This window comes from Alkalicoccus urumqiensis (assembly GCF_002993335.1).
GTDB lineage: Bacteria > Bacillota > Bacilli > Bacillales > Salisediminibacteriaceae > Alkalicoccus > Alkalicoccus urumqiensis.
Map to the genome: position 1 here is coordinate 129,846 of NZ_PVNS01000010.1, position 16,253 is coordinate 146,098.

A 16,253-nucleotide genomic window follows, 5' to 3' on the forward strand; every position below is an offset into this window, starting at 1 on the left:
AGGCATTTCTGCTGCAGGGCTGCCATGGCGCTTTTTCTCTTATTTAGAGCCTTTGCACCGCCGCGCGTGGAATGGTAAAGTAAGGGTATGCAGGATACAGCTTCCGCATGACAGAAATACGCAAAAAATATTAGTTTATAGTAGGGAGATTTGCATACATGAACCGGACGATTGCGATCCCGGCAGAGGGCGCTAATGAAGTACAGGCGCTTTTCGGCCCGAATGATAAACACCTGGAACGGCTGGAGGACTCTTTCGACGTTCATTTTGTAACGCGGGGCCAGGAAATCCAGGTGGATACGGATGAGGAAACCGCAGATAAAATTGAGCGTCTGATGATGACACTTCTCCAGCTGATCCGGCGGGGAATTCATATCCACGAGCGGGATGTCCTCTACGCTGCTCAGCTTGCAGAGAAAAATCTGCTTGGAGAAATGATTGACCTTTATGACGATAAAATTACCGTTACTTCAAAAGGGAAACCTATTTTAGCGAAAACACTCGGACAGCGGCATTACGTGTCGGCGATCCGGAAAAACGACATCGTTTTCGGCATCGGTCCGGCAGGTACCGGAAAAACGTATCTGGCCGTTGTACTTGCCGTGCACGCCCTGAAGGAAGGGCATGTAAAGAAGATTATACTGACTCGCCCGGCAGTGGAGGCAGGGGAAAGCCTCGGTTTCCTCCCCGGCGATTTAAAGGAGAAGGTGGATCCATACCTGCGGCCGCTCTACGATGCACTTCATGACCTCTTCGGTACAGAGCATACAGCAAGGCTGATGGAGCGGGGAACGATTGAAATCGCTCCGCTTGCCTACATGCGCGGACGGACGCTTGACGATGCTTTTGTCATCCTTGACGAAGCACAGAATACGACGCCCGCCCAGATGAAAATGTTCTTAACACGTCTTGGGTTTGGCTCCCGCATGGTCGTTACAGGGGATGTCACCCAGATTGACCTGCCAAAAGGACAGCAGTCCGGTTTGAAAGCGGCAGAACGTATTCTCAGTCCGGTCCACGGCATTTCCTTTGTATATCTTCAGGGTGCCGATGTAGTACGTCACTCTCTCGTTCAAAAAATTATTGATGCCTACGATACAGAACCCGGAACGGACAACAGTGAAAAGAGATAAGGAGGCAGCGCCATGGCGGCAAGACCGATCGAAGACCAACCCTGGTGGGAAAAAGTAAAGCAGCACCGGTTTATTCGTCTCGGCCTTTACTCAGCCCTGGCGCTTCTGCTTTTTCTTGCTCTCGTACCCTCTCTTCTGCAGGAAGAACTGGACGTAGAGGCAGGCGGCATTGCACCTCAGGATGTCCGCTCACCGGTTACGGTGGAGAATACGGAAGAAACGGAACGGCTGCGGCAGGAAGCAATAGACAGTGTCGACCCGGTTTACTCGATTAACCCGCGGTACACCGAGAATCAAATTCAGCGCATGCGGGAAGTGTTCCAGCTCGTCCGGCTTATCAACCTGGAAGTCCGAGAGCAGAACGGTGAACTTACGACTTACACGGAGGAGCCGGAAGCTGCCGGCGGGGAGCCATGGACAGAGGAAGAGCAGCTGGAGGAGATCCGCAGCCGGCTCTCCCCGGAAATGGCGGAATCCCTGACAGATGAAACGCTGTTCACCCTGCTTTCCTCTTCCCAGGAAGAACTCGAAACAGCAGAGGAAACGACTGCAAGTGCCGTCGCGGATGTGATGAGTGACGAAGTGAGTCTGGATGAAGTGGAAGAAGCGCGTACACAGGTGGAGAACAGAGTCCGCCAGGCTTCCGTCAGATCTTCATTGGAAGAGGCAATGGTGGATCTATCACGGAATGGTATTACAGCCAACTATATGATCGATGATGAAGCGACCGCTGATGCTCGGCGTGCAGCCGCAGAGATGGTGGAGCCCTCCGTTGTCAGGGAAGGTCAGCTTATCGCCGAAGAGGGACAGGTCATTACATCGGAAATGTATGAACAGATGAGGCTTGCCGGCCTTACTGATGATACGACAACACTGACGCCGCTTGTCGGTCTGGGTATTATAACGTCGCTGATGGTATTCGTACTGGCCCGTTATTTCTACTTAGCTAAAACGACCGTAAGAGAAAACAATACACATCTGCTTCTGCTCGTATTAATCTTTACATTGACGATCTTTTTAATGTTTTTAACCAGTCTCATCCAGCCGCTCGGAATCCCCGGGGCGACGTACCTGGTACCGGCTGCAGTAGGAACGCTGCTCAGCGGCATGCTTCTGCAGGCACGGATCGGTGTCTTTTTAAGCTTTTTATTCGCTATTTCTGCAGGACTGATGTTCAATCAGGAATCCACTTCGGTCATGGATTACACCCATGCGGTATACGTATTCTTCTCGGGACTTGCCGGAGTTCTCTTTCTCAATCCGACAAACCGTCTTGCACATATGCTTCAGACAGGGACATGGATTGCCGGAATCAGCGCAGTGGTCATTACGGCTATGAATGTGCTTAAGGGAATGCCGCTGACAGCGGTGGAACTGCCGATGTATGCAGGCTTTGCCTTTGCCGGGGGATATATTTCTATTATCCTGGCTGTCGGCCTGCTGCCATTTTTTGAGGCCGGGTTCGGCATATTATCACGAAGCCGGCTCATTGAACTCTCCAACCCGAATCACCCGCTTCTGCGGAAAATTCTGCTGGAGGCGCCGGGTACGTATCATCACAGCGTAGTCGTGGCTAATCTGGCTGAGGCGGCCTGTGAAGCAATTGGGGCTGATGGTCTTCTGGCAAGGGTGGGGGCGTATTATCATGACGCCGGCAAGACGCTCCGCCCGCAGTACTTTATCGAAAATCAGGTTCGAATGGAAAACCCCCATGACCGGCTGGCACCGCGGACGAGCGCAGAGATTATTATCGCGCATCCTTACGATGGTGCAGAAATGCTCCGAAAAGCTAGGCTGCCTAAAGAGATTATCGATATCGCCGAGCAGCACCACGGAACAACGCTGCTGAAATATTTTTATTTTAAAGCCAAGGAACATTCCGGGTCTGTAGAAGAGATGGAATACCGCTACCCCGGACCGAGAGCCCGCTTTAAAGAAAGTGCTGTCGTCGGTATTGCAGACAGTGTGGAGGCTGCCGTCCGTTCGATGGAGTCGCCGACACAGGAAAAAATTGAATCGCTCGTCCGGAAAATAATGAACGATCGCCTGGAAGATGGCCAGTTTGATGAATGTGATATCACGCTGAAAGAGCTCAGTCAGGTTTACGGCTCAATCTGCGAAACATTGAAAGGCACGTTCCATTCCCGGATCGATTATCCGGAAGAAAAGCCGCTGAAGCCGGCAGAGGGGGAATAACGATGAATCCGTATGAGATTGTCATTCAGGATGAGACGAATACGGTGAAAGAGGAGCTGATTCAGCTCGTGGAAAGCGTCCTGGAAACAGGGCTGAAAGAGGAAGAAGCCCCGGAAGGCGCAGAAGTATCCGTTACATTTGTAACAGATAAGGAGATTCATTCATTGAATCTCGAATGGCGTGGGAAAGATAAATCGACTGATGTATTATCTTTCGCCCTTAAAGAAGAGGAGGATATCCCGGTGGCAGGGGTGCCTGAACTTCTGGGGGATATTGTTATTTCAACAGAAACCGCCGCTCAGCAGGCAGAAACCTATGGCCATTCGATCGAGCGGGAGACGGCTTTTTTAGCTGTACACGGTCTCCTTCATCTGCTCGGGTATACTCATAATACTGAAGATGAGGAAAAAGAAATGTTCCTTCGTCAGGAACAGATTCTGGAGAAACACGGTGTCTCCAAATAAATCCTCCAGCCGCTTTGTCTCTTTCCCGCGGCTGAAAAAAAGTTTTGTCTATGCAGCGGCAGGTGTCGTGTTCACCTGGAAGAATGAACAGAATTTCCGCATTCATACGGTCGCTGCCGCCGCTGCCTTCCTTCTGGCCCAGGTCCTCCGCGTTCCACTTATTGAACAGGCAGTTCTTGCGGTTGCTGTCGGAGCAGTGCTTTGTCTGGAACTCGTTAATACAGCGCTGGAACATATTACTGACGTGCTGATACAAACGTACGACGAACGGGCAAAAATTATTAAAGATACTGCTGCCGGCGGTGTGCTCGTCTTTGCATTGACAGCCGCTGTAGTCGGCGGTATGATATTTATCCCACGGATCGTACATATTCTATTTTAGGTGGTGCTCGTTATGGAAAAAGAATCATTACTGAAACTGGCAGTAGAGTCACGGGAACAAGCCTACGTTCCTTATTCCAAGTTTCCGGTGGGAGCTGCGCTCCTCGCGGAAGATGGAACCGTTTTTACTGGGTGCAATATTGAGAATGCCGCATACTCCATGTGCAACTGCGGAGAGAGAACAGCGATATTTAAAGCGGTATCCGAAGGCTTTCGCTCATTTTCCGCCATTGCAGTAGCAGCCGATACAGAAGGGCCGGTCTCTCCATGCGGTGCCTGCCGCCAGGTTATGTCCGAACTTCTGCAGCCTGAGACAAAAGTGTATCTTACCAATTTAAAAGGGGCTGTGGAGGAGACGAATGTTCAGGAGCTGCTTCCTGGTGCATTCCGAAAAGAGGATCTTCATGGCTGATAATCCGTTTAAATCAGGCTTTGCTGCACTTGTCGGACGTCCGAATACCGGTAAATCCACGCTGTTGAACCAGCTTCTTGGACAAAAAATAGCGATCATGAGCGATAAGCCGCAGACGACGAGAAATCGTGTTCAGGGCGTTTACACAGAAGAGCGGGGCCAGGTTGTATTTATCGATACCCCGGGCATTCATAAGCCGAAGCACCGGCTCGGCGATTTTATGACCCGCACAGCTGTCACCACACTCCGGGAAGTGGATCTCATTCTATTTTTAGTCGACGCAGAAGAGGGAATGGGAAGCGGTGATAAATTTATCATGGAGCGGCTGTCCCAGACAGAGACGCCGGTGTTTCTCATTGTGAACAAGATTGACCGGGTCCATCCGGATAAACTCCTTCCGATTATTGCCGCCTATCAGGAGATTATGCCGTTTGATGAAGTCATACCGGTATCTGCACTGAACGGAAACAATGTTCCCGTTCTTCTGGATCAAGTGTTTGCAAAAATGGAGGAAGGGCCGCAGTTTTACCCGGAAGATCAGATTACGGACCATCCGGAGCGGTTTTTAATGGCCGAAATGATCCGTGAAAAAGTGCTTCATTTAACGCACGAAGAAGTCCCTCACTCTATAGCGGTTGATATTGAACAAATTAAAAAACGGGAGAATTCTGATACCGTTTATGTCAGTGCGGTCATTGCAGTGGAAAGAAAGTCGCAGAAAGGCATTATTATCGGAAAGCAGGGCAAGATGCTCAAAGAGATCGGACAAAAAGCCCGGGAGGATATTGAGCGGATGCTCGGAACAAAAATCTTTCTGGAGATTTTCGTGAAGGTGGAGGAAGACTGGCGGAACAAACCAAAACAGCTCCGATCCTACGGCTACGACGACGAAGAATATTAAGGTGTTCCGGGAAAGAGGGAATCTGAATGCTGCATCGACTGGATGGAATTGTCCTGCGGACGACTGATTACGGAGAGTCCAATAAGGTGGTCACTATTCTTACCCCGGAAGAAGGAAAAACAGCACTGATGGCCCGGGGGGCAAAAAAACCGAAAAGTCCTTTCGCTTCTGCTTGTCAGCCTTTGATTCACGCCGTTTTCGTTTACTACCAGGGCCGGGGGATGGGAAGCCTGAATCAGGCTGACATTGTTACGAGTTTCCGAAAGCTCAGAACAGACCTTCTTTTGACTGCGTACGCCACCTATACGCTGGAGCTTATCGACCGCCTGACAGAGGACCGGACCCCGTCCAGACCTCTTTATGATCTGGCCTACTTCGTCCTTCTTGCGATGGAGGAAGGCGCGGATCCGGAAGTGCTGGTGCGGCTTGCCGAAACAAAAATGCTGGCATTTACCGGCTCTGCACCGCTTCTGCATGCGTGCCGTGAATGCGGCAGTGCAGAAGGACCGTTTCGTTTTTCCATGCAGCATGGAGGAGTGTTATGCCCTGATCATCAATACGACGCGGAACGGCTCATGCCCGTTGGTCCCAAAACCATTAAGCTTCTCCGCCTGTTTCAACAGATGCCGCCGGACCGGATCGGGGAGATACGCGTCAAACCGGAAACGAAAAAAGAAATGAAGCTTCTTCTGGAGACATACTACGATACGTATGTCGGCGTCCGGTTAAAAGCACGGCGGTTTCTGGAGCAGATGGAAGCGATGGAAAATCCTGAAGATTGACAGAAGGCGGTCCTTTTCGTACAATGATAGTCTATACAAGAGTGCTGCAGAGAAAAAGAGGAGTACATATCAGAAGGCCGACAGCGAATCCGGGACAGTGGAAGCCGGAACGGAATCATGGTATGGAAGGCGCTTTGGAGCAGCAGAACGTGAAAGTGGCCTGTACAATTACAGGCAAGCAGGGTGGAACCGCGGGTGCTCCCGTCCCTGTATCCAGCGAGGGTACAGAGACGGGAGTTTCTTTGTGCCTGTAAGTCTACTTTATGATCTGGAGGGAATTATATGAATGTACAGGATATGATTTTGACGCTGCAGCGGTTCTGGGGGGAACAGAACTGTATCCTTCTGCAGCCGTATGATGTAGAAAAAGGTGCAGGAACGATGAATCCAATGACGTTTTTACGAAGCATCGGTCCTGAGCCATGGAATACTGCGTATGTAGAACCATCCAGACGCCCGGCTGACGGCCGGTACGGCGAAAATCCGAACCGCCTGTACCAGCATCATCAATTTCAAGTGATCATGAAGCCTTCACCGGACAATATTCAGGAGCTTTACCTGGAAAGTCTGAAGCAGCTCGGCATTAATCCCGACGAGCACGACATCCGTTTTGTCGAAGACAACTGGGAGGCCCCGACGCTTGCAGCCTGGGGTCTTGGCTGGGAAGTATGGCTCGATGGCATGGAAATTACGCAGTTCACGTATTTCCAGCAGGTCGGCGGACTGGACGCAAAGCCGGTATCCGTAGAAATTACGTACGGGCTGGAGCGCCTGGCTTCTTATATTCAGGATAAGGAGGACGTGTATGACCTGGAATGGGTGGAAGGATTCTCATACGGCGATGTTTTTCGTCAGAACGAATATGAACAGTCCAAATATGCATTTCAAACGGCAGACCGCCGTATGCTGTTCGACCTCTTCGCCACCTATGAGAAAGAAGCCGCACGGGCTCTGGAAGAGCAGCTGGTTCTGCCTTCGTATGACTACGTTCTGAAGTGTTCCCACGTATTCAATTTACTCGATGCCCAGGGTGCTATATCAGTAACGGAGCGTGCGGGTTATATCAGCCGTGTACGGACGCTGGCACGCAGCTGTGCGAAAACGTATTACGAATCACGGGAAGCGCTTGGTTTCCCGCTTCTGAAGGAGGATTCCGGCGATGAATAAACAGACACTTCTTATTGAAATCGGCCTGGAGGAAATGCCGGCGCGCTTTGTACCAAATGCAGAAAATGAATGGACGAGCCGGGCAGCGGCATGGCTGAAGGAAAATCGTATTTCTTTTGACACGGTCCGCGGTTTTTCCACCCCGCGGCGCCTTGCGGTTCAGGTAAGCGGTGTTGACACCGTCCAGCCGGACATAAAAGAAGAAGCGAAGGGGCCGGCAGAAAAAATCGGCAGAAAAGACGGCCAGTGGACGAAAGCAGCGGAAGGTTTTGCACGCGGCCAGGGTGTTACAACAGATGATCTGTATGTGAAAGAAATCAAAGGAGAATCGTATCTTTTTGCCGAAAAACATATTAAGGGAGCTGAAACGGCAGCGCTGCTTCCGGAGCTGAAAGATGTCCTTCTCTCCATTCCATTTCCTAAAAACATGCGCTGGGCAGACCGGGATATCCGCTATGTCCGTCCGATAAAATGGATCACGGCTCTTTTCGGCGAAGACATCATTCCGATGGAAGCTGCAGGAGTGACAAGCGGAAGAACGAGCCGGGGTCACCGCTTCCTTGGAGGAACAGCATCGCTTTCTTCTGCGGAGGATTACGAAACTGCATTGAAGCAGGAGTTTGTCATTGCAGACAGCAGCGAACGAAAACGAGCGATCGTCAAACAGATAGAGCAGATTGCAGAGGACGAAGGCTGGCAGGTGCCGATGCAGGAAGGTCTTCTCGATGAAGTAAATAACCTCGTCGAATATCCGACAGCGCTCTTTGGCACATTTGATGAAAGTTTCCTGCAGGTGCCCGAGGAAGTATTGATTACGTCTATGCGTGAACATCAGCGATATTTCCCTGTAATGGATAAAAACAACGTGATTCTCCCTCACTTCGTCACGGTCCGAAATGGCGATCACCGCCATCTGGACAATGTACGCCGTGGAAATGAAAAAGTGCTTCGTGCACGTCTTGCTGATGCGGAGTTTTTCTATCAGGAGGATAAAAAGCAGCCACTCGAAGCCCGTCTGCCAAAGCTTTCTTCCATCGTTTACCATGAAGAACTCGGTACGCTTGCAGAGAAAACGGCGCGGATCCGCACAGCTGCTGCGGAACTGGCACAGGCTGCAGGTACAGACGAACGTACCCGTGCAAAAGCAGACCGGGCAGCCGCTCTGTCCAAAGCAGATCTGGTAACGCACATGGTGGATGAGTTCCCGGAACTGGAAGGTCTGATGGGAGAATATTATGCACTGCATGATGGTGAGGATGCGGAGACAGCTGCCGCGATTCGTGAACATTACCTTCCAAAACAGTCCGGCGATGAACCGCCGCACGGTGAAGCAGGACGTCTTGTAAGTGCTGCGGATAAACTGGACACGCTGGTGACCAGCTTCGGTATCGGTGCAGTGCCTACGGGTTCACAGGATCCTTACGGCCTTCGCAGGCAGGCCCAGGCGGTACTTTACGTGTATTTGAAAGCAGGATGGAGTTTTTCCCTTCATGAAGTATTGGAGAAGCAGGCATCCCGTCTCGAGAAGGATGGCCTTTTGAAGCGTCCGGCTGCTGAAGTGCTCCGGGATCTGCACAATTTCTTTGATCTCCGCTGGAAAAACCTCCTTAAGGAGCGCGGCGTCCGCTACGATGTTGCAGATGCCGTTATGGCCGCCGGAACAGCGTATCCTGCAGAAGTTGCTGCACGGGCCGATTTCTTCATGCAGAAATTAGCTGATCCTTCTTTCAAGGAGGACGTAGAAGCTTTCTCACGTGTGACAAACATTGCCTCAAAAGCAGAGAACGAAGCAGCAGTCGATCCATCCTTGTTTGAAAACGAAGCGGAAAAGAACCTGTATGAAGCCATGCTTCAGGCAGAAACGGCAGCGGGTGCAGATACAGCAGAAATGTATGCGCAGCAGACTGCGCTCGTTCCGCTTATCAACCGGTACTTTGATGAAACAATGGTAATGGCGGATGATCCGTCCGTCCGCTCCAACCGGCTCGCCCAGATGAAGCAGACGAGTGCATTCTTAACCAGACTCGCTGATTATCAGGCGGTCGTCTTTCATTCGTAAGCAGGATATAAAGGCGGTGATGGAATGGAATTGTCCCAGCGTCAGCAGCGTATTGTTGAAATCGTGAAAGAACGGGGCCCGATCACCGGCGAAAAGATCGCGGAAATGCTGAGCCTTACGAGAGCGACACTCCGTCCTGATCTGACAGTATTGACGATGTCGGGCTATCTTGATGCGAGACCACGTGTCGGCTACTACTACACGGGGAAAACCGGAAGTGAATTATTTCAGGAAAGACTTGTGAAGCTGAAAGTAAGAGAGTTTCAGTCGATTCCTGTGGTCACCGGAGAGGGAGCATCTGTCTATGATGCGATATGCACGATGTTCCTGGAAGATGTTGGAACGCTTTTTGTTGTAAAAGATAATCAGGAGCTCGTCGGTATCGTATCAAGGAAAGATCTTCTTCGGGCGAGCATGGGAAAGCAGGATCTGGAAAGCATACCGGTCAGCATTATCATGACCCGGATGCCCAATGTAACGGTCTGCTCCCCGGAAGATTCCGTACTGTCTGTAGCTAATCAGCTGATAAGCAAACAGATCGACGGCCTCCCGGTCGTGAAAATGGACGAAAATGGACGTCATCAGGTGATCGGCAGAATGACAAAAACGAACATTACCAAAGCGTTTACCTATATGGGGCAGGAACCGAATGAATAGGAGGTCCGGTATATGGCACAGCGACCAGTAACGGTATACGTTTTATCTGACTCTGTCGGTGAAACGGCAGAACTCGTAGTGAAAGCGGCCATCAGCCAGTTCACAGAAGGAAAAACAAAAATCCGGCGGATTCCGTATGTGGAAGATGCCGGTACAGTGGACGAAGTTGTCGCTGAGGCGAAAGCCGGCGGCGGAATGATTGCATTTACCGTTGTACTTCCCGAAATCCGTCAGCACATCTCTGAACGGTGTGTGGAGGAAGGGGTCCCGGTTTACGATATTTTGAGCCCGCTTCTGACGATGATGGAAAATCAGCTGGAAGAGAAGCCTAAAAATGAATCCGGTCTGATTCATACTTTGGACGAGGATTATTTCCGTAAGGTGGAGGCAATTGAGTTTGCTGTAAAGTATGACGACGGCCGTGATCCAAGAGGAATTCTGCGTGCAGATGTTGTTCTTGTCGGCGTGTCCCGGACATCGAAAACACCTCTTTCCCAATACCTCGCCCATAAACGTCTGAAAGTGGCGAACGTCCCTCTCGTACCGGAAGTCGAGCCGCCGGAAGAACTTTTCTCAATTTCTCCGGAACGCGTGATCGGATTGAAAATCAGTCCGCAGAAGCTCAATGGCATCCGGACAGAGCGGCTGAAGGCGCTCGGTTTAAAAGCGGAGGCAAACTACGCTGCTTTTTCACGAATTGAAGAGGAACTGTCCTATTCCACAGACATTATGAAGCGTCTCGGCTGCCACGTTATTGATGTATCGGATAAAGCAGTGGAGGAAACGGCCAACATTATTTATCAGATCGTGCAGCCGAGGCGCTGAATACGAGGATCTGCCTATAGCATTTTCGTGCAGAATGAATTATAATGTGCTATTGTGAAAATCGATAATTGTCGAATGAGCAGGAGGAGTATGAAAAAAATCTTACTGGATGCAGATGCATCCCCTGTGACGAAGCTGGTTCTATCCCATTGTGAAGCGATGTCCATTCCTCTCACAGTTGTTCACTCAAGGGATCATGTTCCCCGGGATGGATGGCCGGACTGGGTGGATGTCCATATTGTCGAAGCAGGGCCGGATGCAGCCGACTTTCAGCTGCTCGCTGAATGCAGGCGTGGCGATCTTGTTATTACGGGAGATATCGGTCTTGCAGCGCTCTGTATCGGCCGTGGTGCCGAGGTGCTGCAGTTTAAAGGAGACCGGATACGCCCCGAGGAACTGGACATGCTGCTGGCACTCCGCTATGAAACACAAAAGGCCCGCCGGCGCGGAAAGTATGGCCGCGGACCGTCAGCGCGGAGCCGTGACGATGATGACCGTTTTGCCCGCATGCTTCAAACGCTTACGGAAGCATGGTCCAAAGGGGATGGTGATGTGTAAATGAGTGGACAGATTCCTGAAGAAACGGTGGATCAGATCCGCCGGAGTGTCGATATCGTCGACGTCATTTCTGAATACGTCAACCTAAAAAAGCAGGGGCGCAATTTCAGCGGCCTCTGCCCCTTTCATGGGGAAAAAACGCCTTCGTTCTCTGTCTCTCAGGAAAAGCAGGTGTTTTACTGCTTTGGATGTACAGAAGGTGGAAATGTCTTTAGTTTCCTTATGAAATATCATGACATGACCTTTACGGAAGCGGCGCAGATGCTTGCCGGAAAATCAGGCATCGATGTCGATATTCCCGACCAGCCGGAAACCTCTCAAAACGGGGAGGATCAATGGAGAGAAGGTCATTCTTTGTCGGCAAAACTGTATCATCATCTGCTGCTTCAGGCACCGGAAGGACGTGCAGCAAGAGAATACCTGCGTGCACGGGGATTTACACGTGATATGATTGAGCGGTTTCAAATCGGCTATGCGCCGGATTCCTGGCACTACCTCAGTGAATTTCTTGATAAAAGGGGCATGAACCTTGAAGAAATGGCAGACTGTGGTCTGCTCGGCCGAAGAAATTCAGATGGGAAGCCGTACGATCAGTTCCGGGACCGGATCATGTTTCCGATCTGGGATAAGCGTGGGGAAGTCATTGCTTTTGGAGGAAGAGTTCTCGACAGCAGCCAATCTCCGAAATATTTGAACAGCCCGGAATCCAGTGTATTCAATAAGAGCCGTCTGCTCTATTATTTTCACGGAGCCAGGCAGGTCATGCGCCGGAAAAATGAAGCGGTGCTGTTTGAAGGCTACGTTGATGTTATATCTGCCTACCGTGCGGGTATAGAACATGGAGTAGGTTCACTCGGAACAGCGCTGTCTGCAGAGCAGGCAAAAATGCTCCGGCGGAATGCAGACAGGGCTGTTCTCTGCTATGACGGAGATAATGCCGGACGTAAAGCAGCGTGGAAAAATGCTGCTGTTCTCCTGCAGGCCGGTATGCAGGTGCTGATTGCATATCTGCCCGATGGAATGGACCCGGATGATTATATTCAGGAATATGGAACAGAGCGGTTTGCCCGGCATATAATCGGGGAACCGCTCACCGTGATGGAATTTAAGTCACGTGTCTTAAAAGAAGGCAAAAATATGGCACTCGAGTCCGACCAGCTGCAGTTTGTGGAGCAGATGCTTAAAGAAATCGCAGCACTGCCGAGCCCTGTGGAACGGGATCATTATCTCCGGCAGCTGGAAGAAGAATTTTCTTTATCGTATGATGTTTTAAGGCAGGAAATGTCCGAACAAGTACAGAATAAAGAAAAGGTGCAGAGAAAAAGAGAGCGCCGTGAAGCGCCGCCGAAACCAAAATCCCGCATCATGAGTGCCGGGGAGCGGGCGGAGCAGGATCTCATCCTGTTTATGATGCAGTCCCGCACAACTGCGGAAGAGGTGGAGGCCCGCATCGGTGCAGACTTTCAGCACGAAACCTATCAGGCACTGGCCGCATTATTGTACAGTTTTTATGCAGAAGGGCACGAGAGCAGTGCCTCCCGTTTCATTGAGTCACTCACGGATCCTGACCTGCAGCGGGAAGCCGCAGCCATCGCTATGAAAGAGGTGGAAACAGATTTGACGGAGGAGGTAATGGAGGACTACATTAACCAGGTACTCCACCGGACCCCCATGGAACGTCAAATTGATGAACTGATGCAGAAAATGCGGCAGTCAGCGGATAAAGAGGAACAAACCGAGCTGATGCAGCAGCTTGTAAGATTGAAAACTGGCCGTTCCGGTACGTAACGGGAGCGGGAAAGGAGGGGTCGTATGGCTGAAAAACCAGTCCGTCCATTGGCGGAGGGAGATTTAACCATCGATCAGGTAAAAGATCAATTATTGGAATCCGGTAAGAAACGGGGTTCCTTGACATATGCAGAAATTACCGAGCGTCTCGGCGCATTTGATCAAGATTCCGAACAGATGGATGAATTTTTTGAATATCTTGGTGAGCAGGGCGTAGAGATCATTAACGAAAGCGAAACAGTCCCAAGTCTCCAGCAGGTGGAAAAAGAAGCAGCATTTGATCTGAACGATCTTAGTGTACCGCCTGGTATTAAAATTAACGATCCGGTACGGATGTACCTGAAAGAAATCGGCCGCGTGCCGCTTTTATCCGCAACAGAGGAAATCGAATTGGCTAAACGGATTGAAGAAGGGGACGAAGAGGCCAAGCGGCGTCTTGCTGAAGCGAACCTTCGTCTCGTCGTAAGTATTGCGAAGCGGTATGTCGGCCGTGGAATGCTTTTTCTCGATCTGATTCAGGAAGGAAATATGGGTCTGATCAAGGCTGTCGAAAAATTCGACTACAACAAAGGGTATAAATTCAGTACGTACGCAACGTGGTGGATTCGTCAAGCCATTACCCGTGCGATTGCAGACCAGGCACGTACGATCCGTATACCGGTTCACATGGTGGAAACGATCAACAAGCTGATCCGTGTTCAGCGTCAGCTGCTGCAGGATCTCGGCCGTGAGCCGACGCCGGAGGAAGTATCCAAAGAGATGGATCTGACTCCTGATAAGGTCCGGGAAATTTTAAAAATTGCCCAGGAGCCGGTTTCGCTTGAAACACCGATCGGTGAAGAAGATGATTCTCATCTTGGAGACTTTATCGAGGACCAGGAAGCGCTGGCACCTTCGGATGCTGCAGCCTATGAGCTGTTAAAAGAGCAGCTGGAAGATGTATTGGATACGCTGACAGACCGCGAAGAGAATGTACTCCGTCTCCGCTTCGGTCTGGATGATGGAAGGACACGGACACTCGAAGAAGTAGGTAAAGTGTTCGGTGTCACGCGTGAGCGTATCCGTCAGATTGAAGCAAAAGCACTCCGCAAGCTGCGTCACCCAAGCCGGAGTAAACGTCTGAAAGACTTTCTCGAATAAAATACTCTATGCCGCCCCCTTAAACGGGGGCGGTTTTTTCAACGAATAAGAATATATAAAATCCTAATGCTTTTTTACGCAGGCATACCAGGGACAGCAGCATTTCAACATGCTGTTCCATGTACTATTTGTTTCTGTTGATAGAGCTTCTCCGCGAAGCCTGCGCGGGCTTGTCTTCCAACCGGGCGCTAGTTGTACGGCTTCAGGGCAGGCAGGAAGCGGCAACCCATTCAACATACCCCCTTTTCTTTTAAAACCAGGCGGTTTCTTCCGGATTTATTTCATGAAGGTGCCACTTGTTTTCCAGATGGTCTGAGAGGAAAGGCTGTAATCTGAAAAGATGTAAGGTATACTGATACTTAGTATGGAAGGAAATGGACAGGGAGGGAAGCCAGTGGAGGAACGGAAGCGGATAATCATTGAAGAAATCCGTAAATGGCAGAAAAGCCGGCTGCTGCCGGATACATATTGTGAATTTTTATTAAGTCTATACTTAGAAGGTGAAAAAGAAGAGCCGGCTTCTGCCGCTGCGCGGACAAATAAAATAGACTGGCTTACGGCAGCGCTGTTTTTTCTTTTTGTCACCGTCCTGCTGCTCGTTCAGTTGATACTGGACCTGCCGCCCGCTGCAGGCCTTCTGCTTCTCTTCACTGCTTCTGCAGTATCGCTGGCGGCAGGAGTCCTGTTCCGCAGGCGGGGGTCGGTTTTTGCGCATCCCTCGTTTTTGATATCGGCTGGACTGTCCTTTATGCTTCTATTGTCTATCAGCCGGACCCTTGATGGAGGGAGAGCTTTTATAGGAATGGCATCTGCGCTGCTATCAGTCGGGTGGGCGTTTGTTGGGTGGAAATTAAAACTTTCCTACCTCGTGATTGCAGGAGCGAGCGGGCTTCTGCTTTTAACAGCGTTATTTATATTTGAAACGTTTTAACGATGGAGGTGGAGCGCGTGATTATTATAGGGCACCGGGGTTCTATGGCAGACCGCCCGGAAAATACGATGGTGTCATTTGAACGTGCAGTTGCAGCAGGGGCCGGTGGAATCGAATGTGATGTCCATTTATCCAGTGATAATGTACCGGTGGTCATCCATGATCCGGATACAATCCGGACGACAGGGATATCTTCGACTGTAGAGAAAACCCCGGCACGGGACTTGAGCAGTATGGATGCAGGCTCGTACTTTTCAAGTATTTATGAAGGAGAACCTGTCCCCCTTCTGGAGGAAACAGCAGCGTGGGCTGCTGAGAGAAACGTCACGCTCCATGTAGAGTTGAAGGAGCAGCTTTATCATAAGGACGAAGAAACGGTGGCACAAATACTTGAGACGCTGTCTCCACTGAACGAAAAAAACATTGTTATCTCTACGTTCTGCCACCGATATATTCCTTTAATCAAGAAGAAAAATCCGGCGATCGAAGCAGCTCTGCTGACAAAATCTCCTTTCCGGAGAGGGCCTGCGTATGCGAATCTGATTCAGGCAGATTCTATTCATATACGGCACACACCACAGGCAGCCTGGTATTACAGCCGCTGGGCGGGAACCGGAATGAGCATCAGAGTGTACAATGTCCGGAACCTGGTTCAGCTGAAGCGGCTCTCTAGCGCCGGAGTGTCGGGTGTAATCGTGGATAATCCGGCACTTATGATGCGGTTGTGATCATTTTGTGAACGCATCCATGCGTAAGTGACCGCGAAAGGAAAATAGCTTTTCAATCCACAGCTTTTCCGCTACAATAAAGAAGAGTGCACCAGCGCTATTATTCATAGGTATTGATACATAAGGAGGTT

General features: G+C 50.5%; 16 protein-coding genes. All 16 read left to right on the plus strand.

What is annotated here, in order from left to right:
- The first annotated feature begins 158 nt into the window (after nt 1–158).
- The gene (locus C6I21_RS11665; protein WP_105959660.1) at nt 159–1,133 is read left to right on the plus strand and encodes a PhoH family protein; all 975 of its coding nucleotides are present in this window, start codon (nt 159–161) and stop codon (nt 1,131–1,133) included.
- A gap of 12 nt (nt 1,134–1,145) precedes the next feature.
- The gene (locus C6I21_RS11670) at nt 1,146–3,329 is read left to right on the plus strand and encodes an HD family phosphohydrolase (RefSeq protein WP_105959661.1); all 2,184 of its coding nucleotides are present in this window, start codon (nt 1,146–1,148) and stop codon (nt 3,327–3,329) included.
- A 2-nt stretch (nt 3,330–3,331) separates the two neighbouring features.
- Nucleotides 3,332–3,793, plus strand: coding sequence for an rRNA maturation RNase YbeY (gene ybeY / locus C6I21_RS11675; RefSeq protein ID WP_105959662.1), 462 nt, complete (start codon nt 3,332–3,334; stop codon nt 3,791–3,793).
- Nucleotides 3,780–4,175 (plus strand): diacylglycerol kinase, encoded by a 396-nt coding sequence (locus C6I21_RS11680; RefSeq protein ID WP_245411624.1) that lies wholly within the window; start codon nt 3,780–3,782, stop codon nt 4,173–4,175. The genes ybeY and C6I21_RS11680 overlap by 14 nt, the downstream gene beginning before the upstream one ends.
- Nucleotides 4,176–4,187: 12 nt before the next feature.
- Nucleotides 4,188–4,586 (plus strand): cytidine deaminase, encoded by a 399-nt coding sequence (locus C6I21_RS11685; protein WP_105959664.1) that lies wholly within the window; start codon nt 4,188–4,190, stop codon nt 4,584–4,586.
- Nucleotides 4,579–5,487, plus strand: a complete 909-nt coding sequence (era, locus tag C6I21_RS11690) for a GTPase Era (RefSeq protein WP_105959665.1) — start codon at nt 4,579–4,581, stop codon at nt 5,485–5,487. The genes C6I21_RS11685 and era overlap by 8 nt, the downstream gene beginning before the upstream one ends.
- A gap of 26 nt (nt 5,488–5,513) precedes the next feature.
- The gene (recO, locus tag C6I21_RS11695) at nt 5,514–6,269 is read left to right on the plus strand and encodes a DNA repair protein RecO (RefSeq protein WP_105959666.1); all 756 of its coding nucleotides are present in this window, start codon (nt 5,514–5,516) and stop codon (nt 6,267–6,269) included.
- 282 nt (nt 6,270–6,551) lie between these two features.
- On the plus strand, nt 6,552–7,436 hold the full coding sequence (gene glyQ, locus C6I21_RS11700; RefSeq protein ID WP_105959667.1) for a glycine--tRNA ligase subunit alpha: 885 nt from the start codon (nt 6,552–6,554) through the stop codon (nt 7,434–7,436).
- The gene (glyS, locus tag C6I21_RS11705; RefSeq protein WP_105959668.1) at nt 7,429–9,495 is read left to right on the plus strand and encodes a glycine--tRNA ligase subunit beta; all 2,067 of its coding nucleotides are present in this window, start codon (nt 7,429–7,431) and stop codon (nt 9,493–9,495) included. The genes glyQ and glyS overlap by 8 nt, the downstream gene beginning before the upstream one ends.
- A 24-nt stretch (nt 9,496–9,519) precedes the next feature.
- Nucleotides 9,520–10,152, plus strand: coding sequence for a transcriptional regulator CcpN (gene ccpN, locus C6I21_RS11710; protein ID WP_105959669.1), 633 nt, complete (start codon nt 9,520–9,522; stop codon nt 10,150–10,152).
- 12 nt (nt 10,153–10,164) lie between these two features.
- Nucleotides 10,165–10,977: a pyruvate, water dikinase regulatory protein gene (locus C6I21_RS11715; protein WP_105959670.1), complete on the plus strand. Its 813-nt coding sequence runs from the start codon at nt 10,165–10,167 to the stop codon at nt 10,975–10,977.
- A gap of 90 nt (nt 10,978–11,067) precedes the next feature.
- Nucleotides 11,068–11,535 (plus strand): DUF188 domain-containing protein, encoded by a 468-nt coding sequence (locus C6I21_RS11720; protein WP_181186226.1) that lies wholly within the window; start codon nt 11,068–11,070, stop codon nt 11,533–11,535.
- Complete coding sequence (gene dnaG / locus C6I21_RS11725; protein ID WP_105959672.1) at nt 11,536–13,323, plus strand: DNA primase; 1,788 nt, start codon at nt 11,536–11,538, stop codon at nt 13,321–13,323.
- A 24-nt stretch (nt 13,324–13,347) separates the two neighbouring features.
- Nucleotides 13,348–14,463, plus strand: coding sequence for an RNA polymerase sigma factor RpoD (gene rpoD / locus C6I21_RS11730; protein WP_105959673.1), 1,116 nt, complete (start codon nt 13,348–13,350; stop codon nt 14,461–14,463).
- A gap of 394 nt (nt 14,464–14,857) precedes the next feature.
- Nucleotides 14,858–15,394 carry a hypothetical protein gene (locus C6I21_RS11735; RefSeq protein WP_105959674.1) on the plus strand — a complete coding sequence of 179 codons (537 nt, stop codon included), beginning with the start codon at nt 14,858–14,860 and terminating at the stop codon, nt 15,392–15,394.
- 17 nt (nt 15,395–15,411) lie between these two features.
- A complete protein-coding gene (locus C6I21_RS11740; protein ID WP_181186227.1) occupies nt 15,412–16,122 on the plus strand; it encodes a glycerophosphodiester phosphodiesterase in 711 nt (236 codons plus the stop codon).
- The last annotated feature ends 131 nt before the right edge of the window (nt 16,123–16,253 follow it).

Excerpts from the sequence above, each read along its gene's own strand:
- ybeY (WP_105959662.1), top strand. The coding sequence starts at position 3,332 with ATGAATCCGTATGAGATTGTCATTCAGGATGAGACGAATACGGTGAAA.
- C6I21_RS11665 (WP_105959660.1), top strand. The coding sequence starts at position 159 with ATGAACCGGACGATTGCGATCCCGGCAGAGGGCGCTAATGAAGTACAG.
- C6I21_RS11720 (WP_181186226.1), top strand. The coding sequence starts at position 11,068 with ATGAAAAAAATCTTACTGGATGCAGATGCATCCCCTGTGACGAAGCTG.
- era (WP_105959665.1), top strand. The coding sequence starts at position 4,579 with ATGGCTGATAATCCGTTTAAATCAGGCTTTGCTGCACTTGTCGGACGT.
- C6I21_RS11685 (WP_105959664.1), top strand. The coding sequence starts at position 4,188 with ATGGAAAAAGAATCATTACTGAAACTGGCAGTAGAGTCACGGGAACAA.
- glyS (WP_105959668.1), top strand. The coding sequence starts at position 7,429 with ATGAATAAACAGACACTTCTTATTGAAATCGGCCTGGAGGAAATGCCG.
- C6I21_RS11670 (WP_105959661.1), top strand. The coding sequence starts at position 1,146 with ATGGCGGCAAGACCGATCGAAGACCAACCCTGGTGGGAAAAAGTAAAG.
- dnaG (WP_105959672.1), top strand. The coding sequence starts at position 11,536 with ATGAGTGGACAGATTCCTGAAGAAACGGTGGATCAGATCCGCCGGAGT.
- recO (WP_105959666.1), top strand. The coding sequence starts at position 5,514 with ATGCTGCATCGACTGGATGGAATTGTCCTGCGGACGACTGATTACGGA.
- C6I21_RS11715 (WP_105959670.1), top strand. The coding sequence starts at position 10,165 with ATGGCACAGCGACCAGTAACGGTATACGTTTTATCTGACTCTGTCGGT.
- ccpN (WP_105959669.1), top strand. The coding sequence starts at position 9,520 with ATGGAATTGTCCCAGCGTCAGCAGCGTATTGTTGAAATCGTGAAAGAA.
- glyQ (WP_105959667.1), top strand. The coding sequence starts at position 6,552 with ATGAATGTACAGGATATGATTTTGACGCTGCAGCGGTTCTGGGGGGAA.
- rpoD (WP_105959673.1), top strand. The coding sequence starts at position 13,348 with ATGGCTGAAAAACCAGTCCGTCCATTGGCGGAGGGAGATTTAACCATC.